Origin of the sequence: Streptomyces sp. NPDC007863 (assembly GCF_040633895.1) — a bacterium.
Classification (GTDB): domain Bacteria; phylum Actinomycetota; class Actinomycetes; order Streptomycetales; family Streptomycetaceae; genus Streptomyces.
Genome location: NZ_JBEYEI010000011.1, coordinates 38,024 through 62,160 on the forward strand (window position 1 = coordinate 38,024; position 24,137 = coordinate 62,160).

The following is a 24,137-nucleotide window of genomic DNA, read 5'->3' on the forward strand; positions in this document are numbered from 1 at the left end:
CCGCTCATCCCAGCACCGCCGCGGCCGGGCCGGCGTGGGCGGGGACCAGTTCGGCGGGGTGGCGGCGGCGCAGCGGGTGCAGGGCCCGCTTCGCGGTGAGCCGCCACGAGGTGTCGGCCTCCCCGATGTGGACCCGGGGCAGGGCGTGGGCGCTGGTCAGCGGGCCGGGGTCGATGGCGCAGGCGTGGCCGTACCCGGCCTTGCGCACGGCGCGGACCACGCGCGGGTCGACCGCCCCGTAGGGGTAGCAGAAGCCGTCCACCGGGCCGCCGGTGATCTCCTCCAGGAGGGCCCGGGAACGCTTGGTCTCGTCGGCGAGGGTGGCGTCGTCGGCCTCCGTGAGGCGGCGGTGCGTCAGTCCGTGCGAGCCGATCTCCATGCCGGCGCCGGCGATCCGCTCGATGCCCTCCTCGGTGAGCAGCGACTTGCGCGGGCCCTCGGTGTCCCAGTCGTTGACGCCGCCGAGCCGGCCCGGCAGGACGTAGACCGTGGCCGTGAAGCCGTGCCGGCGCAGCAGCGGCAGCGCCGAGTCGAGGAAGTCGGCGTAGCCGTCGTCGAAGGTGAGGCCGACGAGGCCCCTGGCGCGTCCCGCGGAGGTGGCGGCGAGCAGCTCCCGCACCGAGACCCCGCGCAGGCCGCGGTCGCCGAGCCAGTGGAGCTGGCGGGCGAAGCGTACGGGGGAGACCGTCACCCGGTACGGATCGTCAGCGGTGTCCGTGATCGAGTGGTACATCGCCACCCACAGGGGCGGCTTCGCCCACAGGGGCGGCTTCGGCAGCAGACGGCGCAGCGCGGTGGGGGCGGGCATGGTCGGTCCTTCGGCGTCGGGTGGCGGTGTGGGGGAGGGGAGGGATCTCCGGCGCCTTGGCGGCGCAGGCGATGAAGACGAGGAAGACGGCGGCGACGACGAGGACCGCGACGGCGACGGAGACCAGCGGCGGGTCGATCGCCATCGAGGCGAGCCAGCCCGCTCCGGTCGCCCAGGCGCCCGCCGTGGCGAGCCGCAGCAGGCCCTCGCCGAGCCGGTCGGGCCGGACCGGGACGGTCTGCCGGTGCGCGCCGCGCAGCAGCAGGACGGCGGTGAGCGTGATGCCGAGGGCGTTGGCGGCGGCGATGCCGACGGCGCCCCAGGCGGCGGCGCCGGGCACTCCGGCGGCGGCGGTGGCGGCGAGCCCCGCGGCCATCGCGGCGGCCGGGTACCAGAGGGGGCGGGCGGCGGAGAAGTAGCAGCGGACGAGGGCGCCGACCATGGTCTGGCCGAGCAGCCCGAGCGCGTAGACCCGCATGACGGCGGCGGTGGCGACCGTGTCCGAGCGGTCGAACTCGCCGCGCTGGAAGAGCAGTTCCACGATCTTCGGGGCGGCGGCGATGACCACCGAGGCGCCCACCAGGACCACCACCGCCGCCAGCAGCAGATCCCGCTCGACCCGCCGCCGCGCCCCCTCCGGATCGCCCGCGGCCAGCGCCCGCGCGACCACCGGGAAGCTGACCGTGCACAGCATCAGCGACAGGATCATCGGCATCTGCGCGATCTTCTGCGCGTAGTTCAGGTGCGAGATCGCGCCCGACGGCAGCGGCGCGGCGAGGAACCGCTCGATCAGCGTCTGCGACTGCCGGATCAGCGAGAAGGCGACCACCGGCGCGATCAGCCCGAGCACCACGAGCCGTCCGTCCCCGGCGAAGCCCGGCGCGAGCGCCTCCGGCTCCCGCGACGGCACCGGCCGCGCCCGCAGCTCCCGCACGAGCGACGGCGCCTGCACCAGCACCATGAACACCCCGCCGACCGCGACCCCGGCGGCGGCCGACCGCACCCCCCACGGCTCGCGCAGGAGCACCATCGTGCCGATGATGCCGACGTTGTACGCCACGTAGATCGCGGCCGGCGGCAGGAAGACGTGGTGCGCCCGCAGCGCCGCCGAGCAGTAGCCGACCAGCGCGAAGGTGAGCACGCACGTCCCAGTGAGCCGGGTGCAGTCCACCGCGAGCCCCGGGTCGGAGAGCCCCGGCGCGAGCAGCCGGACGACCGCGGGCGCGGCCGCGATCAGGACCGCGGCGACGGCGGCGACGGAGAGCGTCAGCCGCGGCAGCGTCCCCCGCACCAGCTCCCGTACGGGATCCCCGAAGAGCGAGCCCGAGCGACGGGCGAGGGCACGGGAGAAGGCCGGCACCAGGATCAGCGCCATCGCGTCCTCGATGAGCAGCGTCGAAGCGAACTCCGGCACCGTCCACGCCACCAGGAAGGCGTCCGTCTCCGCGCCCGCGCCGAAGTACCCGGCGAGGATCTGGTCCCGTACGAGCCCGAGCACCGCCCCGAGGGCCGTCAGCGCCGCCGTCACGGCCGCCGCCTTCGCGAGGAAGCCGCCGCCCCGCCCGCCCGCCGCCGCCCGCACCTTGACCCGCGCGTGCGCCCGCCGCCCCTTCGGCGCGACGGGCGCGGGGGCGGGCGCGGGGGCGGGAGCGGGCGGCGGCGGGGCGGTGGCCGTGGCGACCGGCGCGGGCGCCCACACGTCCGAGGCGGGGGTGTGCCCCACCGGGCGGTGCACCGGGACCCGCCGCGCCCCGCTGAGCCCGGCCGGCGGCGGCGACGCGGCACCGCCCCCCGGCAGCACGGCGGCCCCCGGGGCGCACGGGGAGTCCGTGGCGCCCGGGGGCATGGGGGACCAGGGGTCGGTCAGGGGTTCGCCGCGCGGCGGACACGGCGGGACGGCGGGGCCGCCGGGCCCCGGGGGCGCGACGTACGCGTCCGTGGGATCCGGCGGACCGGCCCACGGGTCACGCACCGCGCACCTCCGGCGGGCCCTCGGGCCGGGGTGCGAGGGCCCACCAGGCGGCGAGCCCGAAGACCACCGACATCAGCACCGTCGACGGGCCGCCGATGTCCGCGTAGAAGAAGTCGATCAGCTGCCAGGCCAGCAGCCCGCCCGCCACGAGCGCGCACTCCGCGCCCGTCCGGCGCCGCCGCAGCGCGCCCACGAGCAGCGCCAGCCAGCTCCCGGCGAGCGCGAGCAGCCCGATGAGCCCCTGCTCGCTGAGGACCAGCAGATACATGTTGTGCGGGGAGAGCAGCGGCTGCTTCCGGTAGCCGGCGCCCGCGCCGGCCGTGTCGCTGCCCGCCGAGAGCGCCACCGAGGCGTTCGAGTCCCGGTAGTGGGGGAAGCCCTTCAGACCGACGCCGGTCAGCGGCTCGGAGCGCCACATCCGTCCGGCCGCCGCCCACATCGTGTACCGGTCCGTCACCGACTGGTCCGGCGCCGCCGTCACCCGCGTGATGCTGGTGACCCGCTCCTTCACCATCTCCGAACCCAGCCCGAAGCCGCCGACGAGGACCACCGCGAGCGCGCCCACCGCCAGCGTCACCCGCGCCGCCCGCCGCACCCCGCCGAGGAGCAGCTGGATCCCGCAGGCCAGCACGGTCGCGATCCACGCGCCCCGGCTGAAGGAGAGCAGCAGCGGCACCACGAGCAGCCCGACGCAGACCAGCGCCGCGGTCCGCGCCCGCCCGGCCGGCGAGCCGAGCGCGATCCCGGTGACGATCACCAGGCCGTACGCGACCACCGTCGCCATGCCCATCACGTCGGTCGCCCCGAAGGTGCCGACCGCCCGGATGTCCTCGCCCTGGTACGAGGCGCCCGTCCCCGTCAGGAACTGCCCGACGCCCACCGCGCCCTGGATCAGCGCCAGCGCCACAAGCCCCCACGCCACCACCGCGAAGTCCCGCCGGTCCCGGATCATCAGCAGCACCGCCGCCGGGACGAGCACGAAGACCTGCACGTAGCGGGCGACGCCCGGCAGGCTCGACGCCGGGTCGTTCGAGGTGATCGCCGCCAGGCAGATGCCGAACACCGGCAGCCCCAGGACGACCGCGGCCGTCCGGGTCAGCGGCCGCGCGCCGCCGCGCAGGAGCCGTACGAGACAGATCAGGACGAGGAGGCCCGAGGCCGCGTCGGCGACCGTGCCGGTGCCGCCCGTCCCGCCCTGCGCCCCGCCGCCGCCCGGCACCAGGAGCAGCGCGATCACCGCCAGGACCGGGGAGAGCGCCCCGGCCCTGTGGGCCCAGTCCCTCAGGTCCGGCGTCCCCGCGAGGGCCGGCACCGTCGTCACGGCCGTGGCCATCCTCAGCTCCCCGTCGGTCGCACGAGCCCGGCCGCCGTGCGGACGAGGATGCAGACGTCCTGCCAGAGCGACCAGTGGTCGATGTAGTGGTTGTCGAAGCGGCAGCGGTCCTCGATCGACGTGTCGCCGCGCAGCCCGTGCACCTGCGCCAGACCGGTCAGCCCGACCGGCATCCGGTGGCGGGCCGCGTACCCCGCGTGGATCTTGCTGAACTGGGCGACGAAGTACGGCCGTTCGGGCCGCGGCCCGACCAGGCTCATGTCGCCGCGCAGCACGTTCCACAGCTGCGGCAGCTCGTCGAGCGAGGACTTCCGCAGGAACCCGCCGGCCGCGCTCATCCGCCGGTCCCCGGCCACGTTCCACCGGGTCGCCGACTCCGTCTCGTCCGACGGGCGCAGGGTCCGGAACTTCAGCAGCGTGAAGTGCCGCCCGTGCTGGCCCACCCGCTCCTGCCGGAACAGCACCCCCGGCCCGTCCGAGAGCCGCACCGCGAGCGCGCACACCGCGAGGACCGGCAGCGCCAGCGCCAGCGCCGGACCGGCGAGCGCGATGTCCAGGGCGCGCTTGGCCGCCGCCCCGCGCCGCTCGGTCGCCGGCACCAGACGGCGCCGCGCGTACCCCCACACGTGCTCGCCCATCGGGCCCTCGTACCGCTCCCCGCCGACCCGCCAGGTCGTACAGCCGTAGTGCTGGAAGAGGGTCACCAGCTCCGGCTCGTGGGAGAGGAACACCGCCTCGCGGACCGAGTTCTGGATGACCGCCCGGCGGATCTCCTCCGCCGTCGTCAGCAGCGGAAGCCCCGGCTCCAGCGGCCGCTGCTCACCGACCGTCGCGTCCGGCAGCCCCACGATCCCGACCGGCCGCATCCCGTACTCCGGGTGCTGCGCGGCCGCCGCCGCGAACCGGCGGGCCGCCGCGGGCGGACCCACCACGAGCGCCGACCGCGGCCGCTCGCGGGCGATCCGCCGCCCGCGCGCGAGCAGCACCGCCCGCAGCACGGCCGCCACCCCGACGTGCGCGGCGTACGCCCCGCACAGCCGCAGCGGCCCGATCGCGAGCAGCGGCGACCAGGCCGCCGCGACCGCCGCCACCACGCACCACACCACCCCGGCCCGCGAGGCGAGCGCCGGCAGCTCGTCGAGCAGCCGGGCGTGCATCGGCGGCCGGTGGAGCCCGCCGCGCCCGTCGAGCAGGAGCAGCAGCGCCGTGGCCGGCAGCAGCAGCCGCGGGTCCTGGTGCGCCGGGGCGAGCAGCGCGGCCCCGGCCAGCACCGCCAGACAGTCGACGACCCGCAGCGCCGGAGCCCCGGGGCCCGGCCGCACGGCCGCCCGGCGGCGCGCCGGCGCGAGCCGGCCGGAGAGCCGCCGACGGGGGACGAACGAGGCCGGCCCGAAGGCCGGACCCGCGACCGGCCACGGGCCGGGCGAGGAAGGAACGCTGGTACTTTCCGTGGTCACTGCGCAATCGGCTCTCTGTGCTCCGTGCCCCGCACTCCGGCCAGCTCGCGGTAGATCTCCGCGACGGCCGCGCCGGTGCGCCGCACATCGAAACTGCTGAGGACGTGCTCGTGGGCCTCGCGGCCCAGGCGGTGCCGCAGCTCCGGCCGGCCGAGGAGGCGGCCGAGAGCGGCGGCGAGGGCGGCCGGGTCCTCCGACGGGACCAGGCACAGGGCTTCGTGGCCGGGCGGCAGGCTCTCGCGGGCCCCGTCGACGTCGGCGACGACGACCGGCCGGCCGGCCGCCATCGCCTCCAGGGGCGCCAGCGCCATGCCCTCCCAGCGGGACGGCAGCACGACGACGTCCGCCGCCCGGTACCAGGGCGCGGTGTCGCCGACCGCGCCGGTGAACCGCACCGAGGGACCGGCGGCGGCCCGCAGCCGCTCCCCGTCCGGACCGTCGCCGACGAGCACGAGCCGCGCGGCCGGCACCTCGGCGAGGACCGCCGGCCAGGCGGCGAGCAGCACGTCCTGGCCCTTCTGCCGGCACAGCCGGCCCACGCACACCACGGTCGGCGCCGGGTTCCCGGCCGGACCGCCGGTCGCGAACCGCGCCACGTCCACGCCGTTGTGCACGACCGACCAGGCCGCCGCCACCCCGGCCTCCTCGCCGGTACGCCGCTCCGCCTCGCTCACGCACAGGATCCGGTCGGCCCAGCGGGCGCCGAACCGCTCCCAGCGGCGCGCCAGTTCGGCGGTGGTGCCGGTCACGGCCTCGAAGGACCAGGCGTGCGGCTGGTACACGGTCGGGATCCGCCCGCGCACCGCCAGCCGTGCGCAGAGCCCCGCCTTCGCGGAGTGCGCGTGGACGAGCCCGGGCCGCACGGCCCGGACCACCCGGGCCAGCCCGCGGGTCTCCCGCAGCAGCGCGGGACCGGGGTCGCGCCCGGCCGCCCAGTCGTGGACCTCGGCGCCTTCGGCGCGCAGCTCCGCGGCGAGCGCGGTGCCGGGCGGGCAGGCGGTGACGGGCCGCAGCCCGGCCGCGCGCTGGGCGCGCACCAGGTCGACGACGACCCTGGCCACCCCGCCGTCGCCGGGCTGGACCGCGTGCAGGACGGTGACGGACCCGGGGTCCGTCTCGATCGGGGCCCGCACGTCAGCGCCGTACGTCCGCCTGCAGGAAGAGCGCGCCGAGCCAGACGGTGTCCTCGCGGCTGCCGAGCCGGACGTGGACACGGTCGGCCCCGTTGCGCAGCGCCCCCCGCAGATCGAAGACGTCGGAGTCGTACCCGAGGGTGTTCCCGGCGGCGGGGAAGCGTGCCGTCCCGGCCTTGCCGAATTCGGTGATGCTGGAGTTGAGCCAGTCGTTCACGGAATTGGCGGAATCGTTGATCGGAGTCGACTTCTGACGGCCCGTCCGTACCTCCAGGTAATCCCCGGAAGTTCCCCGGTCGCCGTCATAGGCGATCACTCCGAGCCGTCCCTCGGTGTCCTTCGGATAACGGTTCCCGTCGAGTGCGAGGCGCAGCTCGCCGGAGCGCGGACCGACCGTCTCGAAGCCGTCCCAGACGCTCAGCCGGCGCAGCGGCTCCCCGGCCTTCTCGTACGCGGCGACCAGCGTCCAGCCGCCCCAGCCGCCCACCGTGCTGCGGCCCATGGCGACGTTGACCTGCGCGACCGTCCACTGTCCCGGCTCCGCCCAGCGGACCAGCTCGGTGACGTCGGCGGAGGCCTGGAAGGCGTCGGCGCCGTCGGCGGTGCGGTGGCCGACCAGGGTGTCGGCGAGGACCGCCTTGTACTGCCCGCCGGGCTCCGCGATCAGCACCCGGCCGTTGTCCTTCGGCGGCTTCTGCTCGCCCACCCGCAGATTTCCGCCCCAGTACAGCCGGGCCCAGGCCACCCGCGCCCCGGCGGGCACGGGCAGTTCGGCGCGGCTGGAGTTGTACGTGTTGGGGTCGTCGTCCACGTCGACGTAGCCGAGGGACGTCCCGTCGTTGGAGGTCTCGGTGCCCTTGAGGCCCTTCGCCGAGGCGTTGGCGGCGCGCACGATCCCGCCGTGCAGCTCGGCCTGGTAGCGCGCGGCGAAGGGGATCCGGGCGGCCTCCCCGGGCGCGGGCGGCGCGGTGGCGGAGGCGAGCGGCGCCGCGGCGGACAGAACCGCGCACGACAGGGCGCACCACACGCTGCGACGCACGGCAAGAACCGCTGAATTCCGCATACAGGTTCTCCGCTTTGATGAGAGAAGGAAGGGAAGACCCGTGAAGACCGGGGGAGGGGGAGGTGTCGTCCGCACGAAATGGGTGAACGCGCGGCGGGCCCGGAAGCAACGTTCGGGAACGTTATAACCCCGGCGCGGGGCGATAGTAAGCATTAGATGCTCGGAAACGCTAACTCCCGTATCCGCGCGGCAGGTTCCTCGTTGAGCGTGTTGCGCCTTTCTCCGGCCCGTCGCTCGAATGGCCCTCCCGCAAGCCAAAGATCGGTTGAACGTCACCCGTTCGGGAGAGCAACCGACGAATAGCCGGCGCGTTGTTGAGGGAGCCGGGCCGAACAGTCCGCGCAGTCCGAGTTGGAAATCGATCGAGGAGAACTTCTCCATGTCCCGTATCGCCAAGGCCGTCGTCCTGACCGTGGGTGCCGCCGCCGCGGTCGCCGGTGCCGCCGGTGCCGCCGCCGCCGACTCCATCGCCGAGGGCGCCGCCGTGAAGTCCCCCGGTGTCGGCTCCGGCAACGTCGTGCAGGTCCCGGTCCACATCCCGGTCAACGTCTGCGGCAACACCGTGAGCGTCATCGGCGCGCTGAACCCGGCCTTCGGCAACGTCTGCGCCAACGTCTGACCTCGCACGTCGGATCGGTCCTTCCGAAGCCGGTGCGCCCACCCCTTGAGGCGGGCGCACCGGCTTTTTCCTTGCGGCCGCTGGGCCGGTACCCGTTCGGACGCACGCCCGTGCGCCGTCCGGTGCAACGGCGTACGCCCCTTCGAGGGGCAGGCCGGAGGGCGGATTCACTCGAACGGAGACGTGGCGCTCAGTAGTTCCGCGGTTGCGGAGGGCTATACCCGCAGGCACGGTGAGAGAGCAGTTGTCCGACGCATAAGGAAAAGGAACACATATGCGTCCCCTGGCTACACGCCGTCTCACCGCCCTGGCGATATCCGCCGCCCTCACCCTCGGCATGGCGGGACCCGCCTTCGCCGACGAGCACCGCCCCTCCCGCGCGGCCGACCGGGCCGCCCACGCCCCGCTCCCCGACGCCGCCGCCCTGCTGACCCAGACCAAGGCCCTCGCGGACGTCGGCGGGGTGACGACCCCCGTGACCGAACTCGTCACCGCCGCCCTCACGGCCGACGAAGGCCAGCTCCCCGCGGCCGACGCCGACGCCCTGAAGGCGAAGATCCAGGCCGCCGTCGACCGGGCCAAGCAGACCGCTCCCGCCCCGCTGCCGGAGACCCCGGCCACCCCGGAGCTGCCGGTCACCCCGCCCGTCGCGGACACCCCGGCCACCCCGGAGCTGCCGGTCACCCCGCCCGTCGCGGACACCCCGGTCACCCCTCCGGCCGTCGAGGCACCGGCCGAGCTGCCCGTGAAGCCGCCCGTGACCCTGCCCGTCACGGCCGGGGCCAGGGCCGCCCAGGCGGCCCCCGTCGATCTGGTGGGCGACGCGCTCGGCACCGTCGAGAAGGCCGTCGCCGGGCTGCTCGCCGCCGTCACCTCCGGGGACGCCGCCGGAGTCGTCCCGCAGGTCACGGCCACGCTGACCTCCCTGGTCAACCTCGCCGTCGCCACCGTGCTCGGCAGCGGGCTGCCCGCCCCGGACCTGGCCGGCCTCCCCGCGCTGCCCGCGCTCCCGGTCGAGGCGCCGGAGCTGCCGGTCGACCCGCCGGTCGAGGCGCCCGAGCTGCCGGTCGACCCGCCCGTCGAGGCGCCGGAGCTGCCGGTCGACGTGCCGGTGAAGCCGCCGCTACCGGTCCGCTGACCCGCGCGCGCACCCCCGACCCGTACCGGTCCGGCCTCCCGCCGGGCCGGTACGGGTGCGTCCGCGTCCGGTCATCCGGAAATAGCACCGGTCCCCTTCGATCGGGTGCAGTGTCGAGAAATCCTTCCTCCTGGAGTTTCCGGGGAGCGAACCTCTCGTTACAGAAGACGGAAGCGACGCACGGGAATTCGTCAAGAAGCCTGTGCGGAACGCGAGTTGAAAGAACAGAGGAAGGATTCTCCCCATGAAGCCCACCAAGGTCGCCGCGGTCGTCGCCGGTTCCCTCATGGCCCTCGGCGCCGCCGCCCCCGCCATGGCCCAGCAGGCGTTCACGCCGACCAGCCTGAACGGCGGCCTGGAGGCCATCGCCGCCAACGGGCTGAAGTCGGACGTGCTCAGCAGCACCACCGAGGGCTCCCCGGTCAAGTCGGTCACCGACACCGCGACCCAGCTGAACCAGACCGGCAAGGGCCTCCCGCTGGTCGGCGGCCTCCCGGTCAACCCGCTCGGCGGCTGATCGAATGATTTTCTGACCGGTCGCCGTGTGGCCTCGACTTCACACGGTGTGCCGCTCCCTACTCTCAGGACCGTCCCACGCGAACGTCAGCGCGGGACGCGGCCGGACGGAGCGAGGGGGGATCCTCGCCGGTCTCTCCCTTTCTCCCGAGGAAGAGCGGTATGCGGTCCATCATCAGCAGGAAAGTACTCACCGCGGCGGCAGCGACCGGCTTGCTGTCGCTGACCGGCGGTCTCGCGCTGGCCGCGAACGCGCACCCCGGCACCGGCGACACCCCAGGACCCGGCAACGGGCAGGCCCACGCCCCCCTCTCGCCGGAACTCTGCGGTGCCGGCATGGACCTGGGCGCATACGTGGCGTCGGCCGTCGGAGACCTCTGCTCCCACGCGACGGAGGAACCCGACGGCGGCTACGGCGAAGAGCCCGAGGAACCCACCCCGACCCACCCGCCGACCCACCCGCCGACCACGACGCCGCCCACGACGACGCCGCCCACCCACCCGACGCACCCGCCCACGAGCACTCCGCCCACCTACCCCCCGGACGACGAGTGCGAGGCGCCGGCGCCCGGCGAGGAGCCGGAGCCCGGCTGCGAGGAGCCGTCCGAGCCGCCGACGACCCCGCCGACGACTCCGCCCACGTCCCCGTCCCCCTCGTCGACGTGGACTCCGCCGACCAACCCGGACGAGCCTCCCGGCGAGTGCGAGGAGCCGGAGCCCGGTGAGGAGCCGGAGCCCGGCTGCGAGCCCACCACCCCGCCGACGACTCCGACGACGCCGACGACTCCGCCCACGTCCCCGTCCCCGTCCTCGACGTGGACTCCGCCGACCAACCCGGACGAGCCTCCCGGCGAGTGCGAGGAGCCGGAGCCGGGTGAGGAGCCGGAGCCCGGCTGCGAGCCCACCACCCCGCCCACGTCCCCGTCCTCGACGTGGACTCCGCCCACCAACCCGGACGAGCCTCCGGGCGAGTGCGAGGGGCCGGAGCCCGGCGAGGAGCCGGAGCCCGGCTGCGAACCCACGTCGCCGACCACCCCGCCCCACGGGCCCGACAAGCCCGAACTCCCCGACACGGGCAGCGACCCCGCCCTGTGGGGAGCGGCCGCCGTCAGCGCCGCCCTCATCATCGGCGGCACCGTCGTCCAGCTCCGGGGCGGCCGCCTCGTCCGGAGCCGTCGCCACTGACGTACGCGCCTTCCTGACGTGACGTCAACAGAGGCCCCCGCCCTCACCGGTGGGGGCCTCCGGCGTTGCTGCACATGGGGGATCCACGCGCGACGTTTCGGCCGAGTGGCTCGTTCACCCGGCATGACTCTGCGCTCTCACGCCGGCATGGGACTCCTCATGACCGCGCTCGCCTCCGCCGCCATGGCCGTCCCGGCCGCCGCCGTCGAGGCCCCGGTGATCGTTCCCCTCCAGGGCCTGGATCCGGTCCTGCCGATGGACGCCCCGACCGTCGCGACCGGCGTGCCGGTGCCCGTCCCCGGCGCCCCCACCGGCTTCCAGAAGGGCCTCGGCGCGCTGCCCGACGTGACCCTGCCCTCCGTCCCGCTCACCGGCACCCTGCCCGAGACCGTCGTGGACGCCCCGCTCCCCGAGCTCCTGAAGGGCAGCGAGCCGGGCCGGGCGCTCCTCGCCACCCCGCACTCCGAGATGAAGGCCGCCACCCCCGGCGCCGTCCTCGGCCACCCGGTCGAGGCCCCCCAGGGCAACGGCCTCGCCGGACTGCCGAAGCTCGCCGACCCCCAGCTCGGCCTCGTCGCCCCGACGCTCAGCGGCGCCCTCGACTCCCAGCTCGGCCTCGCACCCGAGCGCGGCTGAACCCCTTTCCCCACCCTTCCCCCCTTCTTTTCGGAATTCCGTTCGGGTGCGTTCCACGCGAGTGAAGACACGATTCTTCCCCGCTACCGCAAGGGCCTTTCCTCGTTGCACCAGAAGGCTTGTCGCATGGCCACGGCCCGCGGCCCGGAGTACCGCCCCTCGTATCCGACGGGGGGCGGACATCGGACCGCGGGCCACCTTTTCGGCCCAAAGACCGTGACCCGCTCCGTGGTACGGCGTTGAACGCACGTGACGGCCGTGATCCCTGCGGTCGCTCGACCCATTCAAGGAGTTCTGATGTCTCGCATCGCGAAGGCTGCCGCCGTTCTGGCCGGCACCGGTGCCGTCGCCCTCAGCGGAGCCGGCCTGGCCGTCGCCGACTCGGGCGCCGAGGCCGTCGCCGCCCACTCGCCCGGTGTCGCCTCCGGCAACGTCGTCCAGGTCCCGGTCCACGTGCCGGTCAACCTCTGCGGCAACACCGTCAACGTCATCGGCCTGCTGAACCCGGCCTTCGGCAACCACTGCGCCAACGTCGACGCCCCGCACGACAACGGCGACGGCGGCTACGGCGGCTGACCGCCCCGCTTCCCCCGAGCGTCCCCCCGGCCCCACCAGGGCCGGGGGGACGCCCGCGTCCGGGGCCCCGCGCCGTCAGGCGTACCGGTAGATCGCGCCGTGGTCGAACATCTCGGCCGGCGTCACGCCCCACGGCGCCATCGGCTGGTGCCGCGCCACCACCTTGCGGTACTGCGCGTCGCCCAGCGGCGGCGGCTCCGCCGGCAGGTACGCCGCCTGCGGATTGCGCTGCTGCCACCGCGACCACACCAGGTCCACGAAGGAGTGGTGCAGCCAGAACACCGGATCGTTCACCGAACCGCCGCCGAGCATCAGACCGCCCACCCAGCGGTGCACCCGGTTGTGGATCCGGAACCGCTCGTTGCCCGAGCCCTGCGCCCAGCCCTCCAGCCGGTTGCGGAACCCCGACGGGCTGGTCGAGTTCCACGGGGCCGTGTCGTACGTCCGCTCCCGCATCACCTCGTCCAGCTGGGCCGCCGTCGGCAGCGCGACCGGATCGCGCGGACGGCCGAAGTCCCTGGTCAGGAAGGAGGTCTCGGTCATCGCGTGCTTCACCGTCCACTTCCCCTTGGCGTACGCGAAGGGGCCGGTGGTCACCTGGAGGTCCGAGCGGCGGCCGTTGCCGCCCATGAAGTCCTCCGACCAGAGCGAGGCGGCCGGCGTCGAGTCCCGGGTCCAGTCCCAGTAGGGGACCGTCACCGTCGCGTCGATCCGGCGCAGCGCCCGCTCGAACTCCAGGAGGAACTTCCGGTGCCAGGGCAGGAAGCTCGGCGCCATGTGCGCGGTCCGCAGCCGGCCGGCGCCGTCGGCGACGTAGTGGTCGATGTGCATCCGGACGAACTCGTCGTACGTGCCGCGGCGCTTCAGTTCGAGCACCGCGGCGACGAACCGGCGGCGCTCGGCCGTCGTCAGGTCGCGCTGGTTCTTACGCGTGTACACCACGCGGGTTCCCTCCCGTCGGGTCGGAGTGGAGGCCGTGCCCCGCCGCGTACCGGGAGAGCGGGGCCGAGCCCGCCGCGTCCACGGCCGCGCGGGTGGCGGCGAGCGGGCTCGGACAGGACTCGTAGTGGTCCAGCGGGGTCACCCAGCCGCCGTCGGCGCAGCGCATCAGGTGCAGCGGCCGCCCGTCCACCAGCGCCACCGGCTCGCCCGCGGGCCCGGTGAGACCGCGGATCCGGCGGCCCGCGTACATCTCGTCGAAGGCGTACGGGTCCGCTCCCGTCTCCGGCGGCCGGGCGGCGATCCGGCCGAGGGTCCCGCCGGTGGCGGCGGCGACGGCCAGCGCGAAGAGCGACCGGAGGGCGACACGGCGCGGGAAGGGCATCGGCGATCTCCTGGTGTCGACAAGGGGCCTCAGGGCACAACGATGAAAACCCTTGTTCGTTGCGGCCGGGAGTTCGAGCGGGGGAATGTCGGCCGGATGAGTGAATTCGGTACGGGGAAAGGGTGGTTGCCCCACTAGCATCCCCTTCCATGACCACTCCCCACGTCCTTTCCGAGGCGCGCAGCGTCTCTCCGCTGGGCACGCTCACGGTGATTCCGTGGTCCAGCGAAGTCACCGAAGACTCCGCCGGCACGCCTTTCCTCATGGCGTATTCCCTCGGCGACGGCCGGGACGGGCCGGAGGCCGGGCAGCAGGCCATGCGCGCCGCCCTGGAGTCGATGGGCCTCTCGGTCGGCGACCGGCTCTTCGACCTGGAGAAGGACGCGGGGATCAGCGCCTCGCTGCTCGTCGAGGCCGGCACCGCCGTCCTCACCCTGCCCTTCCTCAAGGTGCAGTGCCCGGTGCCCGCCGAGTGGCAGGCCGCCGCCCGCGAGACCGGCAAGGTCTACTTCCTCTGCTCGGTGCGCCCGTGGGCCGAGGCGGTCCCCGGGCAGCCCGTGGACGAGGACCGGCTGCGCGCCTTCGTCTCCGACGAGGAGATGCTCGCGGAGTGCGCCCACGTCCTGCTGCCCGTCCGGCGCGTGCAGGGCTGAGCGGAAGGGGCGGCGCGATGACGACGCTCGGGGTACGGAGCGGGGTGCCGGGGCAGCGGCGGGAGGACCGGACGGTCCCGGCCGGGCGGTCGGAGGACGGCACGGTCGGTGCGGGACGGGGGCTCGGCTGGCTCCTCGTCGTCACCGGCGCGGCCGGGATCCTCGCCGCGTGGGTGATCACGATCGACAAGTTCAAGCTCCTGGAGGACCCGGGCTTCCAGCCGGGGTGCAGCCTGAACCCGGTCGTGTCCTGCGGGAACATCATGAAGAGCGAGCAGGCGGCGGTCTTCGGCTTCCCCAACCCGCTGCTCGGCCTCGTCACGTACGGCGTCGTCGTCGCGATCGGCGCCGGGCTCCTGGCGGGGGCCCGGTACCGGGGGTGGTTCTGGCTCGGGCTGAACGGCGGGGCGCTGTTCGGCGTCGGCTTCTGCACCTGGCTGATGCAGCAGTCGCTGTACGAGATCAACGCCCTCTGCCTGTGGTGCTGCCTCGCCTGGGCGGCGACCATCACCCTGTTCTGGTACGTCACCGCGCACAACGTGCGGACCGGGGTGCTGCCCGCGCCGGCGGCGGTGCGGGGCTTCTTCGCGGACTTCGCCTTCGCGCCGCCCGTGCTGCACATCGGGATCATCGGGATGCTGATCCTGACCCGCTGGTGGGAGTTCTGGACCAGCTGACGTGAGCCGTCCCCGCCCTCGTTCCCGGCCGCGGGCCGCACTTCTGGTGCTGCTCGCGGCCGTCGCCGCGCTCGTGCTCCTGCCCGGGATCGTCGGCCGGCTCGCGCCGGGCGAGCGGCACACCGGGACCGGGAGCGCGCCCGCGCCCGAGCCATCGCCGCTGCCCGGGGTCCCGTCCGGCTTCTTCACCGGCTCCGACGCGGAGGGTGTGCGGCGGATCGCCGGGGCGCAGGCGTGGCTGGGCGGCGGCGAGCTGACGGTCGGGCACACCTATCTGCCGGGCGACCGCTGGTCGAACATCGAGGGGCATCCGGAGCTCTTCGCGCCCTGGGCGCGGTGGAAGGCCGAGCGGCCGGGGCGGCTCTTCGTGCTGAACGTGCCGATGATGGACCGCAACGAGGCCGGGCTGAGCGACGCCGAGGTGCGGGCGGGGCTGCGGCGCGGGGCGGCCGGCGCCTTCGACGCGCACTTCGAGGCGCTGGGCGAGGGGCTGGTGGAGCACGGGCTCGGGGACGCGGTCCTGGTCCTCGGCTGGGAGATGAACGGCACCACGTACGGGCACCGCTGCGGGCCGGACCCGGCGGCCTGGAAGGCGTACTGGCGGCAGGTGGCCGGGGTGCTGCGGGGGGTCGAGGGGCAGCGGTTCCGCTTCGACTTCACGCCGAGCCGGGGACGGGACGCGGTGCCGTGGCCGGAGTGCTACCCGGGCGACGACGTCGTCGACATCATCGGGATGGACGCCTACGACCAGCCCGAGGGCGTCTCCTTCGAGGAGCAGGTGGCCGAGGAGTACGGGCTCGCGCACCACGTGGCCTTCGCGAAGGCGCACGGCAAGCCCGTCTCGTACCCGGAGTGGGGGCTCTTCCGGAACGGGGACAACCCGGCGTACGTCCGGGGGATGCTCGACTGGTTCGCCCTGCACCGGCCCGTCTACCAGACGGTGACCGACTACTGCCCGCACGGGGTGTGGGGGTGTGCCGCCAATCCGCGCTCGGCCGAGGTGGTCAGGGGCGCGCTGGGAGGGCCGGCCCGGCCTTGAGGGTGTCGAGGGTGCGGTGCAGCAGCGCCGTGAGGTCCTCGGCGAGGCCGCGCTCCGCCCAGTAGAGGACGGTCTCGCGCAGGGCGCCGAGGACGGCGGCGGCGAAGACCCGGACCTCCAGGTCGTCGGGGGCGCGGCCGGTGCGGTCGGCGAGGGCGCGGGCGAGCCGGCGGCCGGTCTCCGCGGTGGTCTCGGTGAGCCGGGCGCGGACGGCGGGGGTGTCGGCCATCAGCCGGGCGCGGACCCGCAGCTCCTCCGGGTCGGCGGCCAGGGCCGTGCCGATGGCCTCGACGACGACCGCCCGGAGGGATTCGAGGGGTTCCTCGCCGGCCGGGCGGGCGCGCAGCAGGGCTTCGAGGTGCTCGTCGTCCTCGTCGGTGAGGAGGATGTCCTCGCGGACCGGGAAGTAGCGGACGACGGTGGAGGGGGAGACCTCGGCCTCGGCGGCGATGCGCTCGATGGTGGCGGCCTCCCAGCCGTGGGCGGCGGCGATCCGTCGTCCGGCCCGGCGGATCGCCGCGCGGGTCTTCTGCTTCTTGCGTTCCCTCAGACCACTGGCCATGGGGTCATTCTGCCGTGTCATCCCTGGTCAGGACTGGTAGGCGACCAGGGAGATGCCGACGTAGTGGACGATGAAGGCGGCGAGGGTGAAGGAGTGGAAGACCTCGTGGAAGCCGAACCAGCGGGGGGACGGGTTCGGGCGCTTCATGCCGTAGATGACGCCGCCGACGCTGTAGAGCAGGCCGCCGACGACGACCAGGACGAGGACGGCGATGCCGCCGGTCCGCATGAAGTCGGGGAGGAAGAAGACGGCGGCCCAGCCCATGGCGATGTAGCAGGGGGTGTAGAGCCAGCGGGGGGCGCCGACCCAGAAGACGCGGAAGGCGATGCCGGCGGCCGCGGCGGCCCAGACCGCCCACATGAGCGGCTTCGCGGTGGAGTCCGGGAGCAGCAGCAGGGTGAGCGGGGTGTAGGTGCCCGCGATGATCAGGAAGATGTTGGCGTGGTCGAGGCGGCGCAGGACGGCCTCGCCGCGCGGGCCCCAGTCGCCCCGGTGGTAGAGCGCGCTGATGCCGAAGAGCAGGCAGGCGGTGAGGACGTAGATCCCGCAGGCGATCCGGGCGCGCGGGGTGTCGGCGAGGGCGACGAGGACCAGTCCGGCGACGATCACGGCGGGGAACATGCCCGCGTGCAGCCAGCCCCTGAGCCGTGGCTTCAGCGGGAGCGACGGGGCCTGGGCGGTCGGTTCGGGCGCGACCGGGGTCGCTTCCGGCGTGGCTGCAGTCATGACACCGAATCGTACCTACGGCCCCGTAGGTGCCGGATACGAGTGGCGATGCTCACGTGTGCACCCCCCTGGACATATGGGCGTATCCAGCGGATGATCAAATGAGTGCGGTCGGCACCGGATGAGCAGCTACGACGCATCCGGGTCGCGGCCCCCACGGGGCATACAGCGGAATACACCCCTCTACAAGGAGCAATCGTGGCGCGCGACAACGCGGCTCCCCTTCCCACCCAGCACCAGGAGCTCGTCTCCTGGGTGAACGAGATCGCAGAGATCACGCAGCCGGACAGCATCGTCTGGTGCGACGGCTCCGAAGCCGAGTACGAGCGCCTGTGCGAGGAGCTCGTCGCCAAGGGCACGTTCACGAAGCTCGACCCGGTGAAGCGCCCGAACTCGTACTACGCCGCCTCCGACCCGACCGACGTCGCCCGCGTCGAGGACCGGACCTTCATCTGCTCCGAGAAGGAGGAGGACGCCGGCCCGACCAACCACTGGAAGGCCCCGGCGGAGATGAAGGAGCTCTTCGCGGGCTCCGAGGGCATCTTCCGCGGCTCCATGAAGGGCCGCACCATGTACGTGGTCCCCTTCTGCATGGGCCCCGTCGGCTCCCCGCTCTCCGCCATCGGCGTCGAGATCACCGACTCCGCCTACGTCGCGGTCTCCATGCGCACCATGACCCGCATGGGCCAGGCCGTCCTCGACGAGCTCGGCACCGACGGCTTCTTCGTGAAGGCCGTCCACACCCTCGGCGCCCCCCTCGCGGAGGGCCAGGAGGACGTGCCGTGGCCGTGCAACTCCACCAAGTACATCTCGCACTTCCCGGAGACCCGCGAGATCTGGTCGTACGGCTCCGGCTACGGCGGCAACGCGCTCCTCGGCAAGAAGTGCTACGCCCTGCGCATCGCCTCCGTCATGGCCCGTGACGAGGGCTGGCTCGCCGAGCACATGCTCATCCTCAAGCTGACCCCGCCGCAGGGCGAGGCGAAGTACGTCGCCGCCGCCTTCCCGTCGGCCTGCGGCAAGACCAACCTCGCCATGCTGGAGCCGACCATCCCCGGCTGGACCGTGGAGACCATCGGCGACGACATCGCCTGGATGCGCTTCGGCGAGGACGGCCGCCTCTACGCCATCAACCCCGAGGCCGGCTTCTTCGGCGTCGCGCCCGGCACCGGCGAGCACACCAACGCCAACGCCATGAAGACCATGTGGGGCAACTCCGTCTTCACCAACGTCGCGCTCACCGACGACGGCGACGTGTGGTGGGAGGGCATGACCGAGACGGCGCCCGCGCACCTCACGGACTGGAAGGGCAACGACTGGACGCCCGCGTCCGACACGCCCGCCGCCCACCCGAACGCCCGCTTCACCGTCCCGGCCGGGCAGTGCCCGATCATCGCGCCGGAGTGGGAGGACCCGAAGGGCGTGCCGATCTCGGCGATCCTCTTCGGCGGCCGCCGCGCCACCGCCGTCCCGCTGGTCACCGAGTCCTTCGACTGGAACCACGGCGTCTTCCTCGGCGCCAACGTGGCCTCCGAGAAGACCGCCGCCGCCGAGGGCAAGGTCGGCGAGCTGCGCCGCGACCCCTTCGCCATGCTGCCCTTCTGCGGCTACAACATGGGCGACTACATGGCCCACTGGGTCAAGGTCGGTGCCACCGCCGACGCGGCGAAGCTGCCGAAGATCTACTACGTGAACTGGTTCCGCAAGAACGACGCCGGCAAGTTCGTCTGGCCCGGCTTCGGCGAGAACAGCCGCGTCCTCAAGTGGATCGTCGAGCGCCTCGACGGCAAGGCCGAGGGCGTCGACACCCCGATCGGCGTCCTGCCGACCCGGGAGGCCCTGGACACCGACGGCCTGGACCTGGCCGAGGAGGACCTGGACTTCCTGCTCACCGTCGACAAGGACGTCTGGCGCGAGGAGGCCGCCCTGGTCCCCGCGCACCTGGAGACCTTCGGCAGCCACACGCCGAAGGAGCTGTGGGACGAGTACCGCGCGCTGGTCGAGCGCCTGGGCTGATCCCGTAGCAGTATCGAGACTCGTGGTGGGCTGCCCCGACATACCGCCCTGACCAGTGGGGTCACGACGGTCCATCACGACGCAACCGGCCCCGGAGCCCCCTCAGGCTCCGGGGCCGGCGCATCTCCCCGTGCGGGGATCAGTCACCCCGGTCCTCCAGGTAGCGGGTGTGCGCCCGCTGACGGAGCTCCTCCGCCTCCTGGAGTGCCGCGGCGATCCGGCCGGCCTCCTCGCGCAGCGCGGCCAGCTGCCGCTCCAGATGGCGCTCGGGAGGCTCGGAGCCCGAGTTCACCCGGCTCCACCAACGGGTGCGGACGAAGGCGTCGACCGCCTCCGGCACGTCCTGGCGGACCGCGCGGGCCAGCACGTGCAGATGCTCCGGGTCGCTGACCCAGCCCGGTTCGAGCAGCGCCTCGAAGAGCACGTCCAGCTCGTCGAGCCGCTCGCGGGCCCGCTCCGGCAGCTCCACCTCCGCGAGGTACTCCCGCAGGGTGGCGTGGTCCGCGCGCAGCGACTCCAGCTGCTCGTCGGCGCTCGGGAAGGCCGGGGCGTCCGGCCGCTCCGGCGGGGCGATCAGCGCGCCCGCGCCGTACAGGCCGAGCACCACGAGCGGCCAGAGGCCGCCGGCCGCGCCGGTGAGGCCGATGCCGAGCCCGGCCAGGCCGCAGAGGCAGCCCGTGAGGTTCTTGCGGGACTCCGCGTACCGGAGCACGCGGTCACTGGTAGCCACGGATCTCCTCGAAGGCGCCCTCCAGGGAGCCCTTCGTCGCGTCGAAGAGCTTGCCGCCGGTCAGGTCCGCGATGTGGTCCAGCTCGCTCCGGTCGGAGTCGCCGAAGAGGACCGGGAAGACCGGGGTGTGCCGCTGCTCCTCGGGCAGCGCCCGGAAGAAGACGTCGAAGTCGGCGGCCTTCATCCCGTCGGTGTTCTCCCCGTCCGTCATGAGCACGACCGAGGTGAAGGTGTCGCGGGGCGCGGCGCCCAGGCTGCGGTAGGCCTCGGTCAGGCTGGAGTAGATCGCGGTGCCGCCGGAGGCGGACAGCCGCCCGGCGTCGGCGCGGATCGCGTCCCTGGCCTTCGCCGGGTCCTTCGGGTCGACCGTGTACGTCCGCACCTCGGCGCCCTTCACCGCGGAGCCGAAGGGCATCAGGGTGACCTCCTCGCGGTCCCGGAAGTCCGACGTCAGCTCGGCGATCGCCTCCTTGAGGCGGGTCAGCCGCTCGCCCCGCATCGAGCCCGAGGTGTCCAGGACGTAGACCGTGCGGGAGGGCCGGCGCAGGGTGTTGTCGTACGCGTCGAGCAGGCCGTCGGCGACCGAGCGGCTGCCGGGGAAGGGCAGCTCGCGCCGCAGGTCGCGGTCGAGCCGGGGCGACGGGGCGACGCCGGCGACGACCGGGCGGCGCAGCGTGGTCTCGGTGATCCGGCGCTGCGCCTCCGGGGTGCGGAGGTAGGTGGTGAGCCGCTGGGCCGACTCCTTGGCGGCGGCGGGGGCCGCCGTGAGCAGGGTGAGCGGGTAGTCGGCGGTGACGACGCCGTCGGAGGGGCGGATCACGGTGAGCGCGCCGGGCGTGGAGAGCAGCACCGACTCGTAGTTGACCAGCGCGTCGATGTCGGTGCGGCGGCCGTAGGCAGTGGCGAGCCAGCCGGAGGAGCCGGAGGTGAGCTTCTGGCCGGTGAAGAACTCGCGGAGCTTCGGGGTCGCCTTCGCCACGTCCCGGTCGCTCAGCGCGGACTGGGCGCCGGAGAGCCCGGAGGCGACCGAGACCAGGGCGGAGAAGCCGGAGTTGGAGCGCTTGGGGTCGGTCATGCCGTACGTCAGCCTGCCCTCGGCGACCGCCCGGTGGAGCTGCGACCAGGTGACCTTCTTCGGGTCCCAGCCGAGCCGGGTGACGACCTCGGGGCGGACGCCGAGCGCCACCGGGGAGGTCATCACCGGGGTCTCGTTGGTGATCCGGCCGGCGGTGTCGGGGCGCAGCCGCAGGTAGTCGTTGGAGGAGAGCCAGACGGCGTCGTACTCCTTCTCGGCCCGGCCCGAGGCGATCTGCTCGACGGCGTCGAGGGTGCCCGCGTAGGTGGTGCGGACGGTGACGCCGGTCGCCTTGCGGGCGTCCTCCAGGACCGGCGCCATGTCGGCGAGTTCGGAGGAGGCGAGGACGCGGAGGGTGCCGGGCTCGGCGGGCCTGGAGTCGGTCTTGTCGCGCTGCTCGCCGGTGCCGCCGACCGAGTTGTCGATCGTGCCGCAGGAGCCCGCGGTGGCGGTGAGGAGCAGGGTGAGCGCGAGGCCCGCCAGGAGGCGGGGGAGCGTGCGGGGTCTCATGCGGACGGGCCGCCTTCCAGCGCGCTCGTGCGGCGGCTGCGGTCCAAGTGTGCGCTCGCTTCCTGGAGTTCGCTCGTGAGGGAGGAGACGGTCGCCGCCATCGCCTCGGTCGCCTGGACCTTGTACGTGTCGATGGCGTCGAGCGTGCGGTAGATCTGGTGGAAGGCGTTGCGCAGGGTCTCGGCGCCGACCGCCGGGTCGGCGGCGATCCGCTGGATCTCGCCGGCCTGGGTGGAGAGCATCTCGGCGTTGCCGCGGATCAGGTCCTCGGTGGTCGAGCGGAGCACGTTCACCTGCTCGGTGACCTTGCGCTGGTTCTCCAGGGCGGAGGCGAGCATGACCGCGATCCGCAGCGCCGACAGGGTCGTCGTCGCGGCCCGGTCCACGCCCTTGATCAGCTCGTCGTTGTTCCGCCGGACCACGTCCATCGCGAGGTATCCCTGCGCGCAGACGGCGAGTTGGGTGAGGAGGTCCTGGTGCTTCTGGCGGACCGGGAAGAGGACGTCGGCGCGGAGCGCGTCCGCCTCGGCCGGGTCGTGGGTGCCGGCGATCCGCTGCTCGACGGCGGCGTCGAGGGCCTCGGTGAGGACGGCGAACTCCTGGAGCTTGCCCATGGTCTCCCAGAGCCGGGCCCGCTCGGTCTGCAACGCGGCGTTGTCGCGGCGCAGTTCGTCCTGTCCGCCGCGCAGCGAGCCGACGATCCGGTTGAGGGTCGCCTGCGAGGAGGCGTACGTGGCGACGTGGTCGCGGAACCTGTTGCCGCCGGGCAGCTTGGCGAGGAGGCCCTTGAAGCCCTTGCCGGGGGTGTCCCGGGGGTCCAGGTCCTCGACCGTGCGCCGGAGTTCGACGAGCGAGGAGCCGACGCGGGCGGAGGCGTCGCCGCCGCCCTGGCCGAGGGAGCGGACCGTGCGGTCCAGCATCCGGTTCGACTGCTGGGCGGCGGCCCGCATCTCGCCGGAGCCGAGCGCCGCGATCTCGCCGATGCGGCCCGCGAACTCCGGGGAGCGCGGGTCGAGTCCGGCGAGCGAGCCCACGTACTCCTCGGCCCGCCGGGCCGTCTCGGCGCGCACCGACTCGTCCAGCGGCACCAGGCCGGAGGCCTGCGCGGCGCGGACCACGGGGGCCGGGGCGGGCGGGGTGAGCACGAGCGGGGCGTCCTGCTCGGGCGGGGTCAGCAGGAAGGTGGACTCGGGCGGGCCCGCGTAGGGGTTGCGGGGCTCGCCGCCGGCGCGCGGGTCGGTCGGATCGGTCATGTGGTGCCCCCCTGGTCACGGGCCCGCCGCGCCATGTCGCGCAGCACCGCGCCGGTGGGCACGGGCGCCTGGCGGACTCCGGTCAGTGTCTGGTTGAGGTATTCGCCGTACGGGTTGGTGGCCTCGGTGAACTCGGGCGCGGCGCCCTGCGGCCGGAAGCCGTGCCGGACGGCGAGGCGGCGCAGCTCAGGGTCCTCGGAGAGCAGCCGGCCCAGCTCCTTGCCGCCCTCGGTGAGCGGTACGAGGGTGTGGTCGCTGTTCACCGTGGTGTCCGGGTAGAGCACGACGAGGTCGCCCATGGGCCGGCCGGCGAGCAGCTGGGCGGCGACCTGGGACTCGTACACGAGGACGAGGGGGTTGCCGACGCCGCTCACGAAGTCCCGGAAGGGGGCGTCGGAGCCGGTCTGCTGGGCGCCCTGCACCTGGGTGAGCTTGCGGAGCAGCGGGGCGGTGCGGGCGACGGCCTCCTTGCCGTCGGCGACCCGGCCGCCGTCGGCGACGTAGCTCGCGGCGGCGAGGTAGAGGGCGCCGGAGTTGGAGGCCACCGGGTCGGTGGAGGTGACGAAGAGCGTCCCGCTCAGCTCGGCGTGCTTGTCGGCGCCCTTGAGCTGGCGCCAGCCGCGGTCGGCGCGGACGGCGGCCAGATAGGCGTCCATCTTGAGGATGCCGCTGGTGCCGCGGGCGCCGAGGGTGGCCAGGCCGTTGCCGGCGAGGACCCGGGCGGCGTTGCTGTGCGCGACGACCACGAGGGGCGAGTAGAACGGGCGCAGCGGCGCGGCGGCGGCCTTGTCGGGGGCCTTGGCGCGCAGCTCGTCGGCCGGTCCCTTTGAGGACGGGAACGCGAAGTCGTACCCCGCGAGGGGGAGTTGCTCCATGTCCCAGGACCCGGAGGTCTCGGTGCTCACGGTGAGGCCCTTGGCGGACAGGGCCTTCACGACGTCGGGGTCGGAGAAGAACTCGCTCTTCTCCGAGCCGATGACTCCTCGCACGGTCTTCGTTGCCGTGCCCTTGTCCTTTTCGCCGCCCGTCACGAGGACGACGGCCACGCCGCCGAGGAGCAGGACGGCCAGGACGATTCCCAGGATGCGTCTCACGCGGGCAGCGTGCTCGCGGAAACCCACATTCCAGAGGGAGTT

Annotated in this window: 24 protein-coding genes; 10 read left to right on the plus strand and 14 right to left on the minus strand. The window is 74.0% G+C overall.

Features of this window, described 5'->3' with window-relative positions; translation table 11 throughout:
- Positions 1-4 precede the first annotated feature (4 nt).
- From ABZ621_RS18530 to ABZ621_RS18555, 6 genes are read right to left on the minus strand one after another with little or no spacing between them, the layout of a single operon-like run.
- Positions 5-808 carry a polysaccharide deacetylase family protein gene (locus tag ABZ621_RS18530; RefSeq protein WP_360605712.1) on the minus strand — a complete coding sequence of 268 codons (804 nt, stop codon included), beginning with the start codon at positions 806-808 and terminating at the stop codon, positions 5-7.
- Positions 705-2,780, minus strand: coding sequence for a lipid II flippase MurJ (locus ABZ621_RS18535; RefSeq protein WP_360605714.1), 2,076 nt, complete (start codon positions 2,778-2,780; stop codon positions 705-707). The genes ABZ621_RS18530 and ABZ621_RS18535 overlap by 104 nt, the downstream gene beginning before the upstream one ends.
- Positions 2,773-4,113, minus strand: coding sequence for an O-antigen ligase family protein (locus ABZ621_RS18540; protein WP_360605716.1), 1,341 nt, complete (start codon positions 4,111-4,113; stop codon positions 2,773-2,775). The genes ABZ621_RS18535 and ABZ621_RS18540 overlap by 8 nt, the downstream gene beginning before the upstream one ends.
- Positions 4,114-4,115: 2 nt before the next feature.
- The gene (locus ABZ621_RS18545; protein WP_360605719.1) at positions 4,116-5,570 is read right to left on the minus strand and encodes an exopolysaccharide biosynthesis polyprenyl glycosylphosphotransferase; all 1,455 of its coding nucleotides are present in this window, start codon (positions 5,568-5,570) and stop codon (positions 4,116-4,118) included.
- A complete protein-coding gene (locus ABZ621_RS18550) occupies positions 5,567-6,703 on the minus strand; it encodes a glycosyltransferase (protein ID WP_360605721.1) in 1,137 nt (378 codons plus the stop codon). Before ABZ621_RS18550 ends, ABZ621_RS18545 begins: the two co-directional genes overlap by 4 nt.
- 1 nt (position 6,704) lies before the next feature.
- The gene (locus ABZ621_RS18555; protein ID WP_360605723.1) at positions 6,705-7,766 is read right to left on the minus strand and encodes a DUF3344 domain-containing protein; all 1,062 of its coding nucleotides are present in this window, start codon (positions 7,764-7,766) and stop codon (positions 6,705-6,707) included.
- Positions 7,767-8,145: 379 nt separating this feature from the next.
- Between ABZ621_RS18555 and ABZ621_RS18560 the strand changes: the two genes are divergently transcribed.
- The 6 genes from ABZ621_RS18560 to ABZ621_RS18585 all read left to right on the plus strand — a co-directional run bounded on the left by ABZ621_RS18560 (position 8,146) and on the right by ABZ621_RS18585 (position 12,436).
- Positions 8,146-8,385 carry a chaplin gene (locus ABZ621_RS18560; protein ID WP_360605725.1) on the plus strand — a complete coding sequence of 80 codons (240 nt, stop codon included), beginning with the start codon at positions 8,146-8,148 and terminating at the stop codon, positions 8,383-8,385.
- Positions 8,386-8,659: 274 nt separating this feature from the next.
- Complete coding sequence (locus tag ABZ621_RS18565) at positions 8,660-9,523, plus strand: hypothetical protein (RefSeq protein WP_360605727.1); 864 nt, start codon at positions 8,660-8,662, stop codon at positions 9,521-9,523.
- Positions 9,524-9,767: 244 nt separating this feature from the next.
- A complete protein-coding gene (locus ABZ621_RS18570; protein WP_360605729.1) occupies positions 9,768-10,040 on the plus strand; it encodes a hypothetical protein in 273 nt (90 codons plus the stop codon).
- A gap of 161 nt (positions 10,041-10,201) precedes the next feature.
- The gene (locus tag ABZ621_RS18575) at positions 10,202-11,224 is read left to right on the plus strand and encodes a hypothetical protein (RefSeq protein ID WP_360605731.1); all 1,023 of its coding nucleotides are present in this window, start codon (positions 10,202-10,204) and stop codon (positions 11,222-11,224) included.
- Between the two features lie 123 nt (positions 11,225-11,347).
- Positions 11,348-11,860: a hypothetical protein gene (locus ABZ621_RS18580; protein WP_360605733.1), complete on the plus strand. Its 513-nt coding sequence runs from the start codon at positions 11,348-11,350 to the stop codon at positions 11,858-11,860.
- Between the two features lie 297 nt (positions 11,861-12,157).
- Complete coding sequence (locus ABZ621_RS18585; protein ID WP_360605735.1) at positions 12,158-12,436, plus strand: chaplin; 279 nt, start codon at positions 12,158-12,160, stop codon at positions 12,434-12,436.
- A 75-nt stretch (positions 12,437-12,511) separates the two neighbouring features.
- Here ABZ621_RS18585 and ABZ621_RS18590 read toward each other — a convergent pair whose 3' ends face one another.
- Complete coding sequence (locus ABZ621_RS18590) at positions 12,512-13,378, minus strand: tyrosinase family protein (RefSeq protein WP_360605737.1); 867 nt, start codon at positions 13,376-13,378, stop codon at positions 12,512-12,514.
- A complete protein-coding gene (locus ABZ621_RS18595; protein WP_360605739.1) occupies positions 13,362-13,760 on the minus strand; it encodes a tyrosinase family oxidase copper chaperone in 399 nt (132 codons plus the stop codon). Before ABZ621_RS18595 ends, ABZ621_RS18590 begins: the two co-directional genes overlap by 17 nt.
- Before the next feature lie 149 nt (positions 13,761-13,909).
- Between ABZ621_RS18595 and ABZ621_RS18600 the strand changes: the two genes are divergently transcribed.
- From ABZ621_RS18600 to ABZ621_RS18610, 3 genes are read left to right on the plus strand one after another with little or no spacing between them, the layout of a single operon-like run.
- Positions 13,910-14,413, plus strand: coding sequence for a DUF5949 family protein (locus ABZ621_RS18600; protein WP_360605741.1), 504 nt, complete (start codon positions 13,910-13,912; stop codon positions 14,411-14,413).
- A gap of 17 nt (positions 14,414-14,430) precedes the next feature.
- A complete protein-coding gene (locus ABZ621_RS18605) occupies positions 14,431-15,090 on the plus strand; it encodes a vitamin K epoxide reductase family protein (RefSeq protein ID WP_360605743.1) in 660 nt (219 codons plus the stop codon).
- Position 15,091: 1 nt separating this feature from the next.
- Entirely contained in the window at positions 15,092-16,129 is a 1,038-nt protein-coding gene (locus tag ABZ621_RS18610) for a glycosyl hydrolase (protein ID WP_360605745.1), read from the plus strand.
- Here ABZ621_RS18610 and ABZ621_RS18615 read toward each other — a convergent pair.
- Both ABZ621_RS18615 and ABZ621_RS18620 read right to left on the minus strand, forming a co-directional pair.
- On the minus strand, positions 16,095-16,691 hold the full coding sequence (locus ABZ621_RS18615; RefSeq protein WP_360605747.1) for a TetR family transcriptional regulator: 597 nt from the start codon (positions 16,689-16,691) through the stop codon (positions 16,095-16,097). The genes ABZ621_RS18610 and ABZ621_RS18615 overlap by 35 nt on opposite strands.
- Positions 16,692-16,718: 27 nt before the next feature.
- Positions 16,719-17,417: a hemolysin III family protein gene (locus ABZ621_RS18620; RefSeq protein ID WP_360605749.1), complete on the minus strand. Its 699-nt coding sequence runs from the start codon at positions 17,415-17,417 to the stop codon at positions 16,719-16,721.
- Between the two features lie 198 nt (positions 17,418-17,615).
- Here ABZ621_RS18620 and ABZ621_RS18625 point away from each other — a divergent pair, with 198 nt between their 5' ends.
- Positions 17,616-19,433: a phosphoenolpyruvate carboxykinase (GTP) gene (locus tag ABZ621_RS18625; RefSeq protein ID WP_360605751.1), complete on the plus strand. Its 1,818-nt coding sequence runs from the start codon at positions 17,616-17,618 to the stop codon at positions 19,431-19,433.
- Positions 19,434-19,572: 139 nt separating this feature from the next.
- Here the strand turns inward: ABZ621_RS18625 and ABZ621_RS18630 are convergent, their stop codons facing one another.
- The 4 genes from ABZ621_RS18630 to ABZ621_RS18645 are packed head-to-tail and all read right to left on the minus strand — an operon-like array spanning position 19,573 to position 24,122.
- Complete coding sequence (locus ABZ621_RS18630; RefSeq protein WP_360605753.1) at positions 19,573-20,163, minus strand: hypothetical protein; 591 nt, start codon at positions 20,161-20,163, stop codon at positions 19,573-19,575.
- Positions 20,150-21,748 (minus strand): VWA domain-containing protein, encoded by a 1,599-nt coding sequence (locus tag ABZ621_RS18635; protein WP_360605755.1) that lies wholly within the window; start codon positions 21,746-21,748, stop codon positions 20,150-20,152. Before ABZ621_RS18635 ends, ABZ621_RS18630 begins: the two co-directional genes overlap by 14 nt.
- Positions 21,745-23,001: a toxic anion resistance protein gene (locus ABZ621_RS18640; protein ID WP_360605757.1), complete on the minus strand. Its 1,257-nt coding sequence runs from the start codon at positions 22,999-23,001 to the stop codon at positions 21,745-21,747. The genes ABZ621_RS18635 and ABZ621_RS18640 overlap by 4 nt, the downstream gene beginning before the upstream one ends.
- The gene (locus tag ABZ621_RS18645; protein WP_360605759.1) at positions 22,998-24,122 is read right to left on the minus strand and encodes a hypothetical protein; all 1,125 of its coding nucleotides are present in this window, start codon (positions 24,120-24,122) and stop codon (positions 22,998-23,000) included. Before ABZ621_RS18645 ends, ABZ621_RS18640 begins: the two co-directional genes overlap by 4 nt.
- Between the last annotated feature and the right edge of the window lie 15 nt (positions 24,123-24,137).

Coding starts and splice junctions, on each gene's coding strand:
- ABZ621_RS18530 (WP_360605712.1), bottom strand. CDS start 808: ATGCCCGCCCCCACCGCGCTGCGCCGTCTGCTGCCGAAGCCGCCCCTG.
- ABZ621_RS18540 (WP_360605716.1), bottom strand. CDS start 4,113: ATGGCCACGGCCGTGACGACGGTGCCGGCCCTCGCGGGGACGCCGGAC.
- ABZ621_RS18555 (WP_360605723.1), bottom strand. CDS start 7,766: ATGCGGAATTCAGCGGTTCTTGCCGTGCGTCGCAGCGTGTGGTGCGCC.
- ABZ621_RS18560 (WP_360605725.1), top strand. CDS start 8,146: ATGTCCCGTATCGCCAAGGCCGTCGTCCTGACCGTGGGTGCCGCCGCC.
- ABZ621_RS18565 (WP_360605727.1), top strand. CDS start 8,660: ATGCGTCCCCTGGCTACACGCCGTCTCACCGCCCTGGCGATATCCGCC.
- ABZ621_RS18570 (WP_360605729.1), top strand. CDS start 9,768: ATGAAGCCCACCAAGGTCGCCGCGGTCGTCGCCGGTTCCCTCATGGCC.
- ABZ621_RS18575 (WP_360605731.1), top strand. CDS start 10,202: ATGCGGTCCATCATCAGCAGGAAAGTACTCACCGCGGCGGCAGCGACC.
- ABZ621_RS18580 (WP_360605733.1), top strand. CDS start 11,348: ATGACTCTGCGCTCTCACGCCGGCATGGGACTCCTCATGACCGCGCTC.
- ABZ621_RS18585 (WP_360605735.1), top strand. CDS start 12,158: ATGTCTCGCATCGCGAAGGCTGCCGCCGTTCTGGCCGGCACCGGTGCC.
- ABZ621_RS18595 (WP_360605739.1), bottom strand. CDS start 13,760: ATGCCCTTCCCGCGCCGTGTCGCCCTCCGGTCGCTCTTCGCGCTGGCC.
- ABZ621_RS18600 (WP_360605741.1), top strand. CDS start 13,910: ATGACCACTCCCCACGTCCTTTCCGAGGCGCGCAGCGTCTCTCCGCTG.
- ABZ621_RS18605 (WP_360605743.1), top strand. CDS start 14,431: ATGACGACGCTCGGGGTACGGAGCGGGGTGCCGGGGCAGCGGCGGGAG.
- ABZ621_RS18615 (WP_360605747.1), bottom strand. CDS start 16,691: ATGGCCAGTGGTCTGAGGGAACGCAAGAAGCAGAAGACCCGCGCGGCG.
- ABZ621_RS18620 (WP_360605749.1), bottom strand. CDS start 17,417: ATGACTGCAGCCACGCCGGAAGCGACCCCGGTCGCGCCCGAACCGACC.
- ABZ621_RS18635 (WP_360605755.1), bottom strand. CDS start 21,748: ATGAGACCCCGCACGCTCCCCCGCCTCCTGGCGGGCCTCGCGCTCACC.
- ABZ621_RS18640 (WP_360605757.1), bottom strand. CDS start 23,001: ATGACCGATCCGACCGACCCGCGCGCCGGCGGCGAGCCCCGCAACCCC.